Origin of the sequence: Pseudomonas sp. KSR10 (assembly GCF_022355455.1) — a bacterium.
Classification (GTDB): Bacteria; Pseudomonadota; Gammaproteobacteria; order Pseudomonadales; family Pseudomonadaceae; genus Stutzerimonas; species Stutzerimonas stutzeri_E.
This window is the reverse complement of sequence record NZ_JAKOEN010000009.1, coordinates 41,040-58,381: the sequence shown is the minus strand read 5'-3', so window position 1 is coordinate 58,381 and position 17,342 is coordinate 41,040. Positions and strand designations below refer to the sequence as shown.

Here is a 17,342-nt window from a genome sequence, read left to right as displayed (position 1 = left end):
CGCTCCTCAGGCGCAGCGCGGTAGCTGCTGCTTGGCCTTGGCCAGGCCTAGGTTGAGGCGCTTGAGAAGCTGCTCGGCATCTTCATCGAAGGCCATCACCGCCGCGCTGCTGGCGCGCAGGTGTACCCGTTCGCCATGCTGAGCGGTCTTGTGTGCCAGGCTGGCCACGGCCTGTTGCAACTCCCTGGCGATCAAACGGGCCTGGGTCTCGCCGGTGTTCGGCAACACCGCGACGAAACGATCCCCGGCCAAGCGGCAAAGCAGGTCCTGGCGGCGCAGGTTGAGCAGCAGCAGTTGCGCCATGGCCTGCAAAATGGCGTCGCCCTCGGTTTGACCGTAGCGTTGGTTGATCGCGCTGAAATCATCCAGATCCACAACCACCAGGGACAGCGGTTGTTGCTCCGAGCGGGCTTGGGAAAGGGCCAGTTGCACTTGCTGGCGTAAGTACTCGGCGGCGCCCAGCGGCGTTAGCTTGTCGAACAGACGGTGCTCGCGGAAGCCTTTTTCGCGCTTGTTCATCTGCTGGCTGATGGCGCGCTGCTCCTGGTTCAGGTGGTAGATGCCCAGTGTCAGCAGTAGCAGACCGATGGGCATCGGTGCGGTTTCCAGCCAGTTGTCCCAAATCGCCAGTTCCGGCAAATGGATGAATTCGTCCAGGGTGTCCATCCACCAGGAGAAGAAGACACAGGCCAGGCCCAGTGCCAGCAGCCGAGTCACGCGCCCGGCCGGGCGGCTGTGCAGCAGCATCATCAGCCAGGCGAGGGCCAGCACGGCCGAGCCGCCTTCGCCGGCGACGTCCATCCAGTTGATCTCGGCCCAGGTTTTGATTTCACCTGTGGCGAGGTAGATCTGCAGACCGACGTTGGCCGCGAAGGCGAGGCCGATCAAGGTGAAGGTGTGGAGTTTCAGCAGGGATTTCATCGGGTCTCCGTGGCGAGGACGCGCCGGTGCGTGAGGGCACGGAAACAGATGAATGTGACGGTTGGATGAATGGGGTGGGGGTTGAATTGGCTCAGGGCTTTTTAGGGATAGGTTTAAAGGCGGCGCTGCTTAGGTTCAGCGTTAGGCTTATTGGCGAGTTGGTTGAGAGCTTGGTTTCGCCCTGCTGGGCGAGTCACTTTTTCTTGTGTGGCCAAGAAAAAGTAACCAAAAAGAAGGCCACCCCTGCATCCGGACTGGGCGTCCCCGGTTTGCTTCGCAAAACTTCCCTCCCTCCGGCGCTGCTCCGGGGGTCGTCGCGAAGGGACATCCATGTCCCATCACTCCTCGCTCGGCATCCATGCCTCGCGTCCCCCTGCGCAGCACCTACGTTCTGCCTCCTGAAGGGGAATCGAGTCCGAGTTGTCTGAAAGTTTGGGCACAGCGAAACAAGAACGCTTTGCTTGTTTCTTAACAAATGATCTACCTGACGACGCCGAACGCCCCTTTCAGGAGGCCGAATGGAGTCCGCGCAGAGGGGAGCGAGCGGCATGGATGCCGCGAGAGGCGTAAAGGGCCATGGATGGCCCTTGTACGCCGGCCCCCGGAGCGCGGGTGGAATGAGGGCAGTCGAGCGAAGCGAGACCCGGATGCAGGGCAAGACCTTTTGGTTCCTTTGGGCGGGGCCGGCCATCCGGCAACTGCCAAAAGGGACTCGCTCAGCAGGGCGAAACCAGCATTTCAGATCACGCTGTAACGGGCAGCGGCACGAACCGCCCCTCCACACATGCCTCCCCCCGCGCCCCACCAAAACAGGTCATATCAGCTCAATTCCCACCCAAAACCACCCCAATCAGCGCCCGCTGGCGCTCCAGCACCACCCTCTGTCACAGAACCGCCATATCCCAACCCTACCGTCCGCTGCAGTTCCGGGATGGACCCGGTAATCAGCGTTCGGGGGATTATTCATGAGCACATACCGCAGCGGCATCCGCCATGCAGGATTCCGCATCAGCCTGCTGGCCCTGGCCGTGAGTGCCGGTTCGGCCTGGGCCGAGGAGCCGCTTGTCATGGAGCACGTCGAGGTGATCGGCCAGGCCGTCAGCATCGACGAGGCATTGAGGGAACAGCGCAGCTCCGACAGCGTGAAAAGCGTGGTCCATGCCGATGGCATCGGCCAGCTGCCGGACGACAACGCCGCTGAAGCCTTGCAGCGCATCCCTGGCCTGTCTGTGGAGCGCGATCAGGGTGAAGGCCGCTTCGTCAGCGTGCGCGGCATCGCGCCGGACCTCAACAGCGTCACCATCAACGGCACCCTGGTGCCCTCACCGGAAAGTGGCCGGCGCGCGGTGGCGCTGGATGTGCTGCCGTCCGAACTGGTGCAGTCGCTTTCGGTGGTCAAGACCCTCACACCAGACATGGACGCCAACTCCCTGGGCGGCACCATCGAGGTGGAAAGCCTGTCCGCCTTCGACCACGACGGCCTGTTTTACAGCCTCAGCACCGAAGCCAGCTACGACGAGAACGTCGGCAAGACCAGCCCGAAATTCTCCGGTGCCATCAGCAACCGCTTCAGCCTGGGCGATGGCGTAGATAACTTCGGCGTGGCCGCGGCACTGAGCTGGCAGGACCGCGACTTCGGTTCGGACAACGTGGAAACCGGTGGCGCCTGGGATTTCGAAGACGGCGCCCGGCTGGGAGAATTCGAGCAGCGTGACTACGAGATCACCCGCGAGCGCACCGGATTTGGCCTGAACTTCGATTACCAGCCGGACGACCTCAGCAGCTACTACCTGCGCACGTTGTACAGCCGCTTCAAGGACACCGAGACTCGCAACGCAGCCGGCGTCGAATTCGAAGATGCGCAACTGGCCGGTGAACTGGGCGATGCCGAGGGTTGGCGTGAGCTGAAGTCACGCGAGGAAACCCAGACCATTCAGTCCTACGTATTCGGAGGCGAACGCATGATGGGCCTCTGGACCCTCAGCGGTCAGGTCGGCTACAGCGAGGCCCGCGAGCGCAACCCGGGCGGCATTTCCAGCGCGACCTTCGAAGGTGACTTCACCGACGTCGGTTTCTCGAGCACGGGCAAGCCACGGCTGACCGTCGATCCGTCCTTCTATGATCCAGCCAGCTTCGAACTCGACGAAGTGGAGTGGGAGAAGACCGACGCCCGCGACAAAGAGAAGAACGTCCGCCTGGATCTGGCCCGCGATTACGACATCCAGGGCTACGCCTCCCAGCTCAAGTTCGGTGGCAAGCTCAGCCGACGCGACAAGACCAATGACGCCGAGATCTGGGCCTACGACGATTTCGACGACCTGACCCTGGCCGACTTTCAGAGCGGTAAGGTCGACTATGCCCTAGGCCGCTTCGGCCCGGGAATCAGTGCCGGCGGGCTGGAAGGCTTGATCGGCGGGCTGGACGCGAGCGAGTTCTACGATGACGAGGAGTCGCGCATCGGCGACTTCGACATGAGCGAAGACATCAACGCTGCGTATTTCATGAACACCGTGGACCTGGAAAAGTGGCGCATCATCGCCGGGCTGCGCTATGAGGGCACCGAGTTCAGCGCCAAGGGCACCGGCCTGCGCGACGGTGAGTTCGAAGCCGTATCCAGCGACAACCGTTACGACCACTGGCTGCCGGGTTTGCATGCGCGCTATGAGCTGACGCCCGATACCTTTGTCCGGGCGGCCTGGACCAATACCGTGGTGCGTCCGACGTTCGAGCAGCTGGCGCCTGGCTTCGTCATCGATGGCGAAGATGCGGAGTTCGGCAACCCGGACCTCAAGCCGCTGGAATCGATGAACTACGACCTGGGCATCGAGCACTACATGGGCCGCGCGGGCGCCGTGTCGGCTTACCTCTTCTACAAGGACATCGACAACTTCATCTACAACACCGATCTGGCCGGCACGGGCCAATGGACCGGATTCGACGAAGCGCTGAGCTTCGAGAACGGCAGCAGCGCCAAGCTCTACGGTGTCGAGTTGGCTTATTCGCAGAAGCTCGATTGGCTACCGGCACCCTGGAATGGCGTGCTGCTGGGCGCCAACGCCACCTTCAGCAAATCCGACGCGGACATCGAAGGGCAGGGCAGTCGTCGCAGCATCGACCTGCCGAACCACTCCGATACCGTCGGCAATTTGATGGTCGGCTGGGAAAACGACGTGTTCAACATGCGTCTGGCCGCCAACTACAAATCCGAGTACCTGGCCGAAGTGGCCGGCATCGACGACGAAGCCCACGACCTCTACGCCGACGATCAGCTGTTCCTGGACTTCAAGGCCGGCTATTTCATCACGCCGAACCTGCAGGTGACGCTCGAGGCGTTGAACCTCACGGACGAGTCCTACTTCGTCTACACCGGGCGCAGCAACTTCAACGCCCAGTACGAGGAATACGGTCCGACCTACAAGCTCGGCCTGACCCTGACGCACTTCTGACCCTTTTCGACTTATTCGCCGCCCCGTCTCCGCTCTGTTCCCCTTTCAGAACGGTGGCGGCCAGCGGCTGCTGATTGGAAAAACCATGTACATGACTTTGCATAAACCCATGTTGCTGAGCCTCTGCATTGCGCTCGCGGCCTGTCAGTCCGGAGCGGGCGTCGAGTCTGGCAAGCAGACGGCGCCGAGCCTGAGCATCGCGGCTTCAACTCCGCTGGAAGCGCAGAGCGCGCAGCTGATTTCAGAAACAGGCGCCTGGCAGGACGCTTCTCGACTGGTGGTTCGGCCGGACTCGCGCGGCCTGCAGATACTCGACGCCAAGGGCGCGGTAATCAGCGATTTCAAAGGCCGCTTCGAAGGCCTGGATCATCGTGTCGGTGCGCAGGGCATGTTGATCGCAACCCTCGATCGCAAGCGGCAACAGGCCGTGTTGCTAGGGCTTGACCGTCAGCATCGCTGGAGCCTGCCGCTGTACATTCCGCGAACGGACTTCGCCATCGAGGGGCTGTGCTTGTTCCGCGACGCGGCGCGTAACAGCTTCCTCTTTCTGGTCGGTGAAGAAGGTATCGGCGAGCAATGGCTGGTCGCCGCCGACATGCGCCCACTCTCGACGCCGCAGCGCGTACGCGGCCTGAGCCTGCCGCCGGAAAGCGGCTACTGCCAGGTGGATGATCAAACCGGCGAGCTGATCGTCAACGAAGAAGGCGTGGGACTCTGGCGTTACGCGGCGGATGCTGAAGCACCGCTCGTACGCCAACCCGTGGATATGGTTCAGCCGTTCGGTGGGATCGCTGAGGCCGCTGCCGGCATGGCACTGGTGCCGGGCGGATTGCTTGCGCTGGATCCCGAAGCCAGCGCGCTGCACCTCTATGGGCGAGACGCCGACAGCTGGCGCAGCCATTCGGTACTGCCGCTCGAAGGCTTCGACGAGCCCGAGCAGATCAGCGCCCGATTGACCAAGCGTGGCATCGAGCTGCTGCTGAGCGATGAGCGTGGCGCCCATGTGGCTATGTTGGATTGGCAGCCTCCAGTGCCTACCGCGACGCCTGTCATTCCGATGTTGCCGGCTCAGGTCCAGACCGACCCGGTGCCGCACCTGGGGGATGCAGCCGATGACCCGGCGATCTGGGTCAACGCCAAGGACCGGACCAGAAGCCGTGTGCTGGGTACCGACAAGAAGGGCGGGCTCGGCGTGTACGACCTGAACGGCAAGCAGCTCCAGTACCTGCCCGTCGGGCGGTTGAACAACGTGGACGTGCGCACTGGCTTTGTTCTTGGCGGCAAGCAGGTTGACCTCGCAGTAGCCAGCAACCGCGATCAAAACAGCCTGCACCTGTTCGCCATCGATCCCATGAGCGGGCAGGTGAGCGACATCGGCCAGATCGCCACGCCGATCACCGATATCTACGGCCTGTGCATGTTCAAGGACCGCCAGAGCGCCATCCACGCGATCGCCAACGACAAGGACGGCACCTTTCTGCAGTACCGCCTGGATGGTTCCAGCGGCTCGCCGCGCGGGGAGCTGGTGCGGCAGTTCAAGGTTGCCAGTCAACCCGAGGGATGCGTGGCCGATGACCGCACCCAGCGGCTCTTCGTCGGTGAGGAGGACGAGGCAGTCTGGACACTGGATGCCCGTGGCGATGCCCCGGCGAAGCTGGAAAAGGTCATCGGAGTCGGCGGCCCGCTGCATGACGACGTAGAGGGGCTGGCGCTCTACCAGGGTGCGAAGGCCGATTACCTGGTGATCTCGAGCCAGGGTAACGACAGCTATCTGGTACTGGATGCCGCCGCGCCTTACGCCGTTCGTGGCGCGTTCCGCGTCGGTTTGAATGCCGAGCGCGGTATCGATGGCGCGTCGGAAACCGATGGGCTGGAAGTCACCTCCGCCAACCTTGGCGGTATCTGGAGCCGCGGCATGCTGGTGGTGCAGGACGGTCGCAAGCGCATGCCCGAAGGTGCACAGAACTACAAATACCTGCCATGGGCAGCGGTTGCCGACGCGCTAGGGCTGGACTGACCTCGGTCGCATGAATGCATCAGGCGACGCCCGCAACGTTGCCTGAAAGTAATAAACGAGTGCCGTCCCCCGGGGCGGCCGGAGGAAATATAGATGCAAAGTGAACACATGTCGGTCTGGGGTCTGGTCAGCGAGGCCAGCCTGGTGGTGCAACTGGTGATGGTGATTCTGGTGCTGGCCTCGATTGCCAGTTGGTACCTCATCATCCAGCGAGGCGCGGCCTTGCGCCGCAGCGAACGCCTTTTGAAAACCTTTCTGCAGCGCTTTCGTAGCGGCGCGGAACTGACGCAGTTGTATCGCGAGGGCAATGATCAGCCGCTGCCCCGGGAGGCGGCCCTGCAGCACATCTTTCTCGCCGGCTATCAGGAATTCAGCCAGCTGCAACGCCAGCCGGGCATTGCGCCGGATGCGGTGATCGAGGGGGTCGAGCGCAGCCTGTATGTCGCGATTTCCGAGCAAGAAGAGCGTTTGGAAGGTGGCTTGCAGTTCCTCGCCACGGTCGGCTCGGTCAGCCCTTATATCGGCCTGTTCGGCACTGTGTGGGGGATCATGAACTCCTTCCTGGGCCTGTCCATGGTGCAGCAGGCGACGCTCTCCACGGTTGCTCCGGGCATTGCCGAAGCGCTGATCGCCACGGCCATCGGCCTGTTCGCGGCAATTCCGGCGGTGATGGCCTACAACCGTTTCTCTGCCCGCGGCCAGACCTTGAGCGCCCGCTATTACAGCTTTGCCAATGAGCTACAGGCACGCCTGCATCGTCGCTTGCATGCCGGTTCGCCCAGCGTCGCCGCTGCCGCCTGAAGGAGCTTCGCCATGCTGGTCAAACCGCAGCGTAAACACGGCCCCAAAGCCGAAATGAATGTGGTGCCTTACATCGACGTGATGCTGGTGCTGCTGGTGATCTTCATGGTGACCGCGCCGATGTTGGTGCAGGGCGTGAAGATCGAGCTGCCCAAGGTGGCGGCCGAGGCGATGCCCACCGAGAACGAGCGGCAGATCCTGACCCTCTCGGTTAAGGCCGACGGAGGCTTCTACTGGCACCTTGGCACCGAACTGAATGCTGAAGATCAGACCGACAGCGCTATCGACCTTGAGGATATGCGCGAGAAAGTCGCAGCAATCATCGCCGAGCGCGGCGACACCCAGGTCTACGTGCGTGCCGATGATGCTGCTGACTATGGCCGCGTAGTGGCCGGAATCGCCGAGCTGCAGCGCGGCGGGGTGATGAATCTCGGTCTGATTACCGAGGCGCCGTCCGGGCAGCTGGCGCCATGAGCAGTTTGAGCATGCCCCTGCCCAGCTTTCCGCTAGCCCGGCCGCAATGGCGCAGCCATGTCGGCGCCGCCGTGGCGACCGTCGCGCTACACGCAGCGGTGTTCGGTCTGTTGCTGCACGGCTGGACGCCGGAGCTGAACGCGCCGAGTCAGACGCAGGTGCTCAAGACCCAGCTGATCAGCTTGCCAACCCCCACGCCGGTTACTGAAGCCGTGGTCGAGCCCGAACCGACACCAGCCCCGGAACCGCTGGTGGAAAAATCCATCGAAGAACCGCAGGTCGACCCGCAGATCGAACAGCAGCGCCTGGAACAGGCCGAGCTGGCGTACAAGCGCGCCGAACGGGAACGGCTGGCGGAAGAGGCGCGCATCACAGAGCAGCAACGCGTTAAAGAGCAGCAGCGCAAAGAGCAGCTGGCGCGCGAACGGCAGGAACGGATCGAGGTCGAGCGGCAGCAGCGCGAAGCCGAGCGTCGCGAGCAACTGGCCCGAGAGGAACAACAGCGCCAACAGGCGGCACGTGCCGAAGCGTCGGCCGCAGCCGAGCGGGCGCGACAGGAGGCCGCTGCAGCGGCGAGCCGCCAGTATTTGCCCATTGCCAAAGACGCACCTGACTACCCATCGCGAGCGTTGGACAAAGGCATCGAAGGCACCTGCACCGTCAGTTACTCGGTCAACCCGCAGGGACGGATCGAGAACCCAAAAGCGCTGGACGACTGTCACCCACTGTTTATCCGGGCGTCGATTACGGCTGCCAAAAGCTTTCGCTACCAACCTCGGATCGTCGACGGTCGCGCCGTGACCGTTCCCGAGGTCAAGAACACCTTTCACTACCGCATCCAGTGATGTGGCTGGACCCACTTTGCAGAATGAGCCATCAATGAACCAGGATTTCCAGAGTTTCCACGCCAATCTTTCTGCCCTGGACGACCAGACGATCAACCCGAGCGCCAACGTCTCGTTGGATCAGCTTGTCGATCGTAGCCGGCGTAACCTGCTCAAGGGCGGGATGGGCCTTGCCGCGTTGGGCTTTCTCGGCGGCAGCCTGGGCGCCTGTCGCAGCGCCGTGCAATCTGAGTCGCTGATCGGTTTCAAGGGCATCCCGACGCAGCTCGACCCGGCCTTCGACAGCGTGCAGGTAGCGCCGGGCTACAGTGCTCGGACGTTCTTTTCCTGGGGTGATGCCGTCATGGCCGACGCCCCGGAGTGGAACCCGGACGCCAACGACGATTGGCAGGCTCAGCTCAAGCAGGCCGGCGACAACCATGACGGCATGCATTTCTTTCCGTTCCCGGAGAACCCCGACAGCCACGGCCTGTTGGTAATGAACCACGAATACGTCAACCCGCCGCTGCACCCCAACGGCATGACATTCGTCGACGGCAAGCGCCCGCTGGATGAGGTGCGCAAGGAGCAGGCGGCCCACGGCGTCAGCGTTATCGAAGTGAAAAAAGACACGCAGGGTCAATGGCAGCGGGTCATGCCATCGCGCTACAACCGCCGCATCTCGGCAATGACGCCCATGGCCGTAAGCGGCCCCCTGGCCGGCAACGACGCGCTGAAAACCGCTTCCGACCCCAGCGGGCGCGAAATCATCGGCACACTGAATAACTGTTCCAGCGGCTTCACGCCTTGGGGCACCTATCTGGTGTGCGAGGAGAACTGGCACAACTACTTCGTCAACCATGACGCCGAGGACATGGCCAGGCGCGTATCACACAAGCGCTATGGCATCGAGGGCAAGGGCCTGAGCAAACTCTACGGCTGGGAAACCGCCGACCTGCGTTTCAATGCCACACCGGACCCGTCGCAACCCCACGGTGGCCATGTGAATGAGCCGAACCGCTTTGGTTGGGTGGTCGAGGTCGATCCGTTCGATCCGCAGAGCAAGCCGGTCAAGCGCACCGCGTTCGGCCGTTATTGCCGCGAGTGCTCGGTGCTTTCCCTGGGCGAGGACGGGCGTATGGCCTTCTATTCAGGCGACGACACCAAGGGCGAGTACGTCTACAAATTCGTCCCCGCCGGGCGTTACGTACCCGGCGCCGATCAGGCCAACCGCAGGCTGCTCGACAGCGGCACGCTTTACGTGGCGAGGTTCAATGCTGACGGCAGCGGTGACTGGCTGGCGCTGGTTCACGGTCAGAACGGGCTCACGGCGGAGAATGGCTTCGCCGATCAGGCCGAGGTGCTGCTCAACGCGCGCGCCGCTGGCGACCAGGCGGGGGCGACGCCCATGGACCGCCCCGAATGGGTGGCGGTGCATCCTCGCAGTCGTGAGGTCTATGTAACTCTCACCAACAATGACGGGCGCGGCGTGACGCAGCCCACCGACAGGGCCAATCCACGACCGCACAACCTGCATGGTCAGATTCTGCGCTGGAGCGAGGAGGGCGCCAACCCCACCGCGACCACGTTCACCTGGGAAGTCTTTCTGCTGGCCGGCGAACAACCTGGAGCCAGGAGCTCAGATGGCCAGCCAGTGCCGGCCAACCTCACAGGGACCATAAATGGGGATATCTTTTCCTCGCCGGATGGGCTGGCGTTCGACGATGCCGGCCGGTTGTGGATCGAAACCGACTACGGTGATGAAGAAGCCGCGATGCAGGCCATGGGTACCAACCAGTTGCTCTGCGCCGACCCGAGGACGCGCGAGGTGCGGCGGTTTCTCGTTGGCCCGCGCGGGTGCGAGATCACCGGCATCACCTGGAGCCCGGACTACCGCGCCATGTGGATCAACGTGCAGCACCCCGAGCTGAGTTTCCCGGCCAGTGACGGCAAGACGCGCCCGCGCGCTTCCACGATCCTGATCACCAAGGACGATGGTGGTGTGATAGGCAGTTGACCGGCAGCGGTCGATTCGGTGGGCTAGGCTCTGTGCAAGGGCCAGCCTACTGATACTTGGTCTATGGCGCATCTGTGAACGTTTGGCGGCACGCTGTGCTCTAAAACATGCATACATTCCCTATTGCATGTAACCAAGGAGCTGGGCCATGGCAATCCCGCGCTTGCACGCTCGCGTTTCCCTCGCCGTACTCGTCGCTTGTGTTCCGGTAGTCAGTCAGGCTGACCTGTATTCCCTGAAAATCGAAAACGATGTGATTGCTACCGGCAGTGATGGGCACTACACCAACGGCTTCGAACTGATGCGCTCGTTCGAACCCGATGCCGATCACTGGTCGCGCCAGTTTGCCGATGTGCTGCCGGGCTGGCGTGCCGCCGAGGTGGACAGCGTCGCTTACCGGCTGGGGCATCAGATCTACACACCGAACGATATCGAGCGGACTGAACTGATCGAGGACGACCGTCCCTATGCCGGGCTGCTGTTCGCCGGGATGTCGATCTTTTCTGGTCATCAGTATGAAGGCTGGCGCAGTGCCAGCGGTTTGCATCTGGACGTGGGAATCGTCGGGCCTGCCGCCGGCGGCAAGAAGATCCAGCGCCGGGTCCATGAAGTCACCGACAGCGACGAGCCCAAGGGCTGGGACAACCAGCTGCGTAACGAGCCCTTCGTCAATCTGGCCTACCAGCACCGTTGGTGGTTGCAGCAACGCTTTGCCGGACTGGAATTCGAATACGGGCCGAGCGCGGGCTTCTCGTTGGGCAATTTGTATACCTACGGCTCTGCCGGGCTGGGGCTGCGCATCGGCCAGGGATTGGCGCGTAGTTTCAGCATCCCGGCAGTGGCGCCAGCGCAGAGCGGCAGCATGTTCTTCACGCGCGGTGGCGGGTTCGCCTGGAACATCTTCGCTAACGTCGAAGGCCGATACATGGCGCAGAACATGTTGCTCGAAGGCAACACCTTCAAGAGCAGCCATTCGGTGGACCCGAACGAATGGGTGGGCGATGCCAAGGCCGGCATCGCGCTGACCTGGAACACCTGGCAGTTGGCGTTTGCCAGCGTCTGGCGCACCCGTGAATTCCATGGCCAAGACGAACACGATCAGTTCGGTTCGTTGACGGTTTCGACCTGGTTCTGACTGTCGTTCAGAGGTGGATCACGCTTCGGCGGTCCACCGAGCCAAGGGCGGATGATGCAAGAAGCGACATCCACCCTTCGGCTGATATCTGCGTGCTGCTGAGCGCTCTACTTCTTCACCCAGGTGCCGTTGAGCTGGATCACTTGCCCCGATGGGGTTTTTTCGATGGCTTTCTTGCCGGCGATGGCTTCGACGTCGCTGACGCTGATGCCGTTCTTCTGCGCCAGGCGATGGTACTCGGCACGCCGGGCCTGGTTGATCTGGCTGGCGATCTCTTCGGCCTGACCGCCGCCCTGTACCACACCCAGATAGCCGTCGGGCTTCTCGCCGAGCTGGCCGCTGGCCTTGGCCTGGCCGAGGGCCGACATGGCTTCGTTGAGGGTCATGGCGGCGGCGGGCAGCGCCAGGCACAGCGCCATGAGCAGGGTTCCGAGTTTCAGATAGGTTTTCATAAGCGTCCTCAGAACAGACCACTGTCTTCGTTGATGATCGAGTCGAGCTGCTTGTCGACCTTGATGTAGATCTCGTGCTCGATTTTCACGTTGAGGTTGATATTGATCGGCTCGTTGGGCACGGCCAGTTCCACGCGCGGGGTACAGGCGCTAGTCAGCAGGGCCAGCGCCAGAATGCTGAAGGGATGATGCAACCGCATAACGGTCTCTCCTGGTCGATATCGTCGCTACAGTGCCTCATCTAAGGCGTTGCTGCACGCGTCGTTGAATGGTTTCGCTGACTCGATCAGACAATTGCAGGCTGGTCAGCAAGGCCGGGATGTTTTCTTCGAGATTGATCGAGAAGTTGATCGGGCGACCGCCTTCCAAGGCCGGATTGCGTCCTTGTAGCCTGAGGCCCAGGTCGAGCTTGCCGTCGGCGGCGTAGTGCACATCACTGGCGAGCAGGTCGTAGTGAAAGTCATCCAACGCTTCGGTTACCAGGCGCATGGCTGGATTGGCCTGACCCAATGCCTGGATTTTCGCTGAACGGAACTGCAAGGCGCCGCCCGGCTCTCGCGCCTTCAGCGATCCCTGCTCGATGCTGATCCCGGCCGCGCTGCGTTGCACCTGCAGCTCGCCGTCGATCACCCCGGTACCCGATAACCCTTCGGTGGGGTAGGCCTCGAGCAACAACGGGAGCTGCAGTCCGCGCAGATGAGCGTTCAGTCGTTGGGTGCTGGCCGCCAGATCGGCGTCTCCTGGGTCTAGCCAGAGTCGACCACCCAGCAGGCGCACTTCTGCGGTTTCCCAGCTGAGGCGGCCCTGGTCGAGACGGTCGATGTCACCCGTGTAGTGGCCGTTGAACAGCAACGGGCCGAAGGTGAAACCGGGGTTGGCCTGTCGCAGCGTCAGTTCCGCTATCTCCAGGCGCAGCTGGTTTTTGCGCAGGGTGGCTGACAGGTTCGCGTCCAGCCCGCTTAGCTCGGTGCGGTCGTAGATGCCGCCGAGTCCCTTCGCGCTGAGCGTCGCGGTCACCTCGGGAGCGCCGTTCGCCGGTAGGGCGAGCTGCCCCTGGCCCTGCAGCCGTCCGGTGCTCAGCTCCAGCAATTTTGGCCAGTCGGCGAGGGTGGCGGACACGGGATTGCCCGCACGCAGAAACACTTCGGGGAGGCTCGCGCTCAGGCGGGTCGTGCCGCTGGACCAGTTGTGATCGAGCTTAAGGGGCAAGGTGAGCCCGGCGTCGTTTTGCAGTGGCCCATCGAGTACGATCCGTTCGCGACCGGTGTCGAGCTTTCCGCTCCAGCGCCAGCCCTGTGGTCGCAGGGCTGAGTGCCTGAGTTCGGCAATCGTCACCGCGGCTTGACCATTCACCTGAAGCCCCTGTAACTGGCGATCGGCGAAGTTCGCCTCGATACCCAGACCGGACAGGTCCAGTCGCAGCGTATTGGCCAGCAGATCGGTACCGCTGCTCAAGCGGGCCAACGTGATCCACGAATCCTTGTCGAGCCGGATGGTGGCGGCTTCCGCGGAGGCGCGGCCATGCAGTCGAAGGTCAGCGGCGAGGCCTTTCAGATTAGTCCCTGGAAACGAGAGTTCAGGGCTTTGCAGGCGAAGACCGATCTGTTCCAACGACAACGCGTAGGGCGCGCTGGTCTCGAGGAGCAACCGACCGTCGAGCGTAAGCGGTGTGGGTCCGCTGGCAGCGAGGTGCACCTGCAACGGCAGCTGCGATACCGATTGTCCGTTGGCTGTCGGCGTGATTTTCAGCGTGGCGGCGTCGGGTCGTAGCTGCGCCGGGAGTTCGGAGAGCAGCGTCGCCGCCGGTCGCAGTTGCAGGTCGGTGATCAGCTCGGTGGGGATCCAGGCGCCGCGGTCAACTTTGGCGGTCACGTCCAGCTGCCCTTGCAACTGGCCAATGCCCACCACTGGCCAGGGCGCTGGCAGATTGGCCGAGAGACGGAACTCGCCGTCCAGCGTGTCCCATCCTCCTGCCAGATCGCTGCTATCCACATGCAGCGCCCAGCCGGCGCCGACGCGCATTTGCTCGGGTAACTCTGGAAGCGTCGGAGGCTCGTAATCCAGCCAGTCGCCGAGCCATTCCAGTAGCCAGGGTGCTTCCGGCAGTTCGCTCATCGCCAGGGCTCCGCGCCAAAACGTTGTGTGTTCGTCCGACGTCAGTTGGTTTTGCATGGAAAGGCGCTGTTCACCATCCAGCAGCAGCTGCAGATCTACGTGGGCTTCGTCGTTCTGATCGTAAGCATTCAGCGCCGCCGCTAAACGGTGGGAGTGGTGCGTGAATTGAAGATTTAGCGTGGCCGGCAACGGCTCCTGGCCGGCATGCTGCCAGCTTATTTCCCCTTGTTCTCGACAGATGCCGCTGGCGCAGGGCAAAGCCAGGACGAGCGAAGCAATATGTCCGTTACGGGGCACCCAGGCCGCCCATCGCTCCAGTTGCTGGCGATCGGGCAAGGCCAGCGGCTCCACGCTGTCGTCCGTGACGGTTGCCGGCTGCCATTGAACGTCGAGGCGATCGATGTCCAGCGATCGAAGGCGTAGCGGCCATCCGCTTTCTATACCGAGCCGCAAGGTGTCGGCTGTCACTGCGAGCCGTTCGTCGTCTGCCGGGTGCCGAACCAGGACAAGTTGTCGCACTTCAAGGTGGTCGGCAGTCAAGCGTACCCCGCTGACATCGAACGTAACGATGCCGAACTCGCGCTTGAGTTGCTGCCAGCGCAAGCCACCGTAGACGCCGATGCCCAGGACGAGCAGGGCCAGGCCTGCGAGCGCCAAGATCAGGACTTTCCGCCGCTTTGCCATACCTCTTCCCATTGCCATCGACGGCTAAGCATAAGCGCGTCGACCCGCGCTTGCGACTGGCGCGCCGACGACACGCCGTCGCGGATAAAGTTCCTGGTTTTGCAGGGTTGGCGTGCCCTGAGGCGCTTGAGATGGGGTTCTAGCACTAGCTGCGCCAAACTTGTGCACATTCGTCGGAGCGCCTTGTCAAGCGCTTATGACAAACTGTCGCAAACCGCGTCGCGTCATAGATCGATAATAACTACCTGAAAAATAAAGAAATTTTTCATTGGTGAAAAAAAAGCCAGTTTAACCGCAGCCCGCTAACCATAGGCGTTAGCGAAATTTGTTACCGGCTTGTCCACTGAGTTATCCACAGGTTCTGTGGATTAATTTTTTATGTGAGTCAGTTCGCTTTTTTTTGTTTTTTGCAAGACTTTAACTCTGTGAAAAAAGGAGTAGAGTGCGCGCCCTTGTTCCCCCGAAGCTCTCGGTGACCATGAGAACGCGTCCTCTTGCTTCGACTACGGTCGACAGCACTTCAACTTCTCCGCGCCTGCCATTGCGCATGGCGCTGTGGCTGCTGGACAGCCAGCGTCTAGGACAGACCAAGAGTGTCAAACGTATCGCCGGCCGGATGCTTAAGCAGCCAGCGCTCGAAGGCGTGGTCGAGGCACAGAGCCGCCTTGGACGGTTGCTTTGTACCGACTGCGACAGCCAGCGCGATCGGCGCATCGGGTTCGAGCTGCTGCGTCAGGCCGCCCGCGCGGGCGACTGCCAGGCGCAACTGGAACTGGGACAGCTGTATTGCCAGCCCCAGTACCGGGAGCTGGGCAAGGCCAGGCACTGGTTGGAGCAGGCCGCTGCGCAGGGCTCTGCCGAGGCCTCCCGTGTCCTGCAGCGCTTGCCTGCCAAGCGCTAGAGCGGCCTGAATAAAGCGTTTGGCCTGACCGACATGCGTCAGCTGGCTATACTGCCCGGCAATTCAGCCGGAGCCCTCCATGCCGCTCGACCCCATCTATCTGCTCGCCGGGCTTGGTTCCCTCTGTGTGCTGCTGACTGCCGTTGCGGTCATCCTTTCGCAGCGCCTTTCCAAGCGCCAAGCCGAACTGGCCTTGCTCGACGAGCGGCTCAGCCAGGCGACATTGGCGCAGGAGGGCTTGAACGCGCAGTTGGAAACCAGCCGTCTTGCCCATGCCGATCTCAGCGAGTCTCGCTCCGCGCTACAGGCCGAGCTGGCTGCGCTGCGCCGCGAGACCGAGTGGCTCCAGGCTCAGCGCCTGGAAAACCGCGACGCTCTCAGCGACCTCGAGGCCGAGCGCGACGCGCAGCAATCCGAGCTGCGCGCACTGAGCGCCGCTCACGCTGCGGTCACGGCCGAACTCAATGAACAGCAAAAGACCCACGAGCAGCGCCTGGAAGATCTTCAGGGCGCTCGGGACGAGCTGCGTGCGCAATTTGCCGAATTGGCCGGAAAGATTTTCGAGGAGCGCGAGCAGCGCTTTGCCGAGGCCAGTCATGAGCGACTCGGACAATTGCTCGACCCGCTGAAGGAGCGCATCCAGTCGTTCGAGAAGCGCGTCGAGGAAAGCTACCAACATGAGGCGCGCGAGCGTTTTTCGTTGGCCAAGGAGCTGGAGCGGCTGCAGCAGCTCAATCAACGTCTGGGCGACGAGGCCACCAACCTGACGCGCGCCTTGCAAGGGCAAAAGACCCAAGGCAACTGGGGCGAGCTTATCCTCGAGCGGGTACTGGAGCATGCCGGGCTCGAGAAGGGCCGCGAATACCATACCCAGGTCAGCCTCAGGAGCACCGACGGCGAGCGCTTCCAGCCTGACGTGTTGATCCAGCTACCTGGCGACAAGCAGGTGGTGGTGGATGCCAAGGTCAGTCTTACCGCTTATCAAGCGCTAACCTGCGCGGAGGACGATGCAGGTCGCGCGCTGGCGCTCAAACAGCATGTTCTGTCGCTGCGCAATCATCTGAAAGGCTTGTCGCTGAAGGACTATCAGCGTCTCGATGGGTTGCAGAGCCTGGATTTCGTGTTGCTGTTCGTCCCGATCGAAGCGGCTTTTGCCGCGGCGCTGCAGGCCGATCCGGAGCTGTTTCAAGAAGCGTACGGCAAGCACATCGTGATCGTCAGTCCGACCACCTTGCTCGCCACCTTGCGGGTGATCGACAGCCTCTGGCGGCAGGAGCGGCAAAGCCAGAACGCCCGGGAAATCGCCGAACGGGCCGGAGCGCTGTACGACAAGTTCGCTGCATTCATCCAGGATCTGGACGAGATCGGCAATCGCCTGCAGCAGCTGGACAAGGCCTATATCGGCGCGCGCAACAAGCTCACCGACGGCCGCGGCAATCTGGTCGGCCGCGCCGAACAGTTGAAACTCCTGGGTGCCCGCGCCAGCAAGCGCTTGCCAGCCGACTGGCTGGAGCGTGCCGGGGCCGAGACGCCGCTGGAGGCTGAAGAGTAGCGA

13 protein-coding genes are annotated in these 17,342 nt (G+C 62.5%); 9 read left to right on the top strand and 4 right to left on the bottom strand.

Annotated elements, in window-relative coordinates:
- Positions 1 to 6: 6 nt before the first annotated feature.
- The gene (locus MCB86_RS03280; RefSeq protein ID WP_239609764.1) at positions 7 to 921 is read right to left on the bottom strand and encodes a GGDEF domain-containing protein; all 915 of its coding nucleotides are present in this window, start codon (positions 919 to 921) and stop codon (positions 7 to 9) included.
- 965 nt (positions 922 to 1,886) lie between these two features.
- On the opposite strand from MCB86_RS03280, the gene MCB86_RS03275 reads away from it, so the two are divergent.
- The 7 genes from MCB86_RS03275 to MCB86_RS03245 all read left to right on the top strand — a co-directional run bounded on the left by MCB86_RS03275 (position 1,887) and on the right by MCB86_RS03245 (position 11,635).
- Positions 1,887 to 4,367 carry a TonB-dependent receptor gene (locus MCB86_RS03275; protein WP_239609762.1) on the top strand — a complete coding sequence of 827 codons (2,481 nt, stop codon included), beginning with the start codon at positions 1,887 to 1,889 and terminating at the stop codon, positions 4,365 to 4,367.
- Positions 4,368 to 4,452: 85 nt separating this feature from the next.
- Complete coding sequence (locus MCB86_RS03270; RefSeq protein WP_239609759.1) at positions 4,453 to 6,384, top strand: phytase; 1,932 nt, start codon at positions 4,453 to 4,455, stop codon at positions 6,382 to 6,384.
- A gap of 93 nt (positions 6,385 to 6,477) precedes the next feature.
- On the top strand, positions 6,478 to 7,185 hold the full coding sequence (gene tolQ / locus MCB86_RS03265) for a protein TolQ (RefSeq protein WP_239609757.1): 708 nt from the start codon (positions 6,478 to 6,480) through the stop codon (positions 7,183 to 7,185).
- 12 nt (positions 7,186 to 7,197) lie between these two features.
- Entirely contained in the window at positions 7,198 to 7,659 is a 462-nt protein-coding gene (tolR, locus tag MCB86_RS03260) for a protein TolR (RefSeq protein WP_045163696.1), read from the top strand.
- An 11-nt stretch (positions 7,660 to 7,670) separates the two neighbouring features.
- Entirely contained in the window at positions 7,671 to 8,504 is an 834-nt protein-coding gene (locus MCB86_RS03255; RefSeq protein ID WP_239609755.1) for a TonB family protein, read from the top strand.
- A gap of 34 nt (positions 8,505 to 8,538) precedes the next feature.
- Complete coding sequence (locus MCB86_RS03250) at positions 8,539 to 10,500, top strand: PhoX family phosphatase (RefSeq protein WP_239609753.1); 1,962 nt, start codon at positions 8,539 to 8,541, stop codon at positions 10,498 to 10,500.
- A 148-nt stretch (positions 10,501 to 10,648) separates the two neighbouring features.
- The gene (locus MCB86_RS03245; RefSeq protein ID WP_155397671.1) at positions 10,649 to 11,635 is read left to right on the top strand and encodes a lipid A deacylase LpxR family protein; all 987 of its coding nucleotides are present in this window, start codon (positions 10,649 to 10,651) and stop codon (positions 11,633 to 11,635) included.
- Positions 11,636 to 11,742: 107 nt separating this feature from the next.
- Here the strand turns inward: MCB86_RS03245 and MCB86_RS03240 are convergent, their stop codons facing one another.
- Genes MCB86_RS03240 through MCB86_RS03230 form a run of 3 tightly spaced genes read right to left on the bottom strand, consistent with a single transcriptional unit; the run spans position 11,743 to position 14,886 of the window.
- Entirely contained in the window at positions 11,743 to 12,087 is a 345-nt protein-coding gene (locus MCB86_RS03240) for a YdbL family protein (protein WP_239609751.1), read from the bottom strand.
- Positions 12,088 to 12,095: 8 nt separating this feature from the next.
- Positions 12,096 to 12,287, bottom strand: coding sequence for a YnbE family lipoprotein (locus tag MCB86_RS03235; RefSeq protein WP_239609749.1), 192 nt, complete (start codon positions 12,285 to 12,287; stop codon positions 12,096 to 12,098).
- A 37-nt stretch (positions 12,288 to 12,324) separates the two neighbouring features.
- Complete coding sequence (locus MCB86_RS03230) at positions 12,325 to 14,886, bottom strand: YdbH domain-containing protein (RefSeq protein WP_239609747.1); 2,562 nt, start codon at positions 14,884 to 14,886, stop codon at positions 12,325 to 12,327.
- 547 nt (positions 14,887 to 15,433) lie between these two features.
- On the opposite strand from MCB86_RS03230, the gene MCB86_RS03225 reads away from it, so the two are divergent.
- Positions 15,434 to 15,787 carry an SEL1-like repeat protein gene (locus tag MCB86_RS03225; protein WP_045163690.1) on the top strand — a complete coding sequence of 118 codons (354 nt, stop codon included), beginning with the start codon at positions 15,434 to 15,436 and terminating at the stop codon, positions 15,785 to 15,787.
- 79 nt (positions 15,788 to 15,866) lie between these two features.
- Positions 15,867 to 17,339, top strand: a complete 1,473-nt coding sequence (gene rmuC / locus MCB86_RS03220; protein WP_239609744.1) for a DNA recombination protein RmuC — start codon at positions 15,867 to 15,869, stop codon at positions 17,337 to 17,339.
- The last annotated feature ends 3 nt before the right edge of the window (positions 17,340 to 17,342 follow it).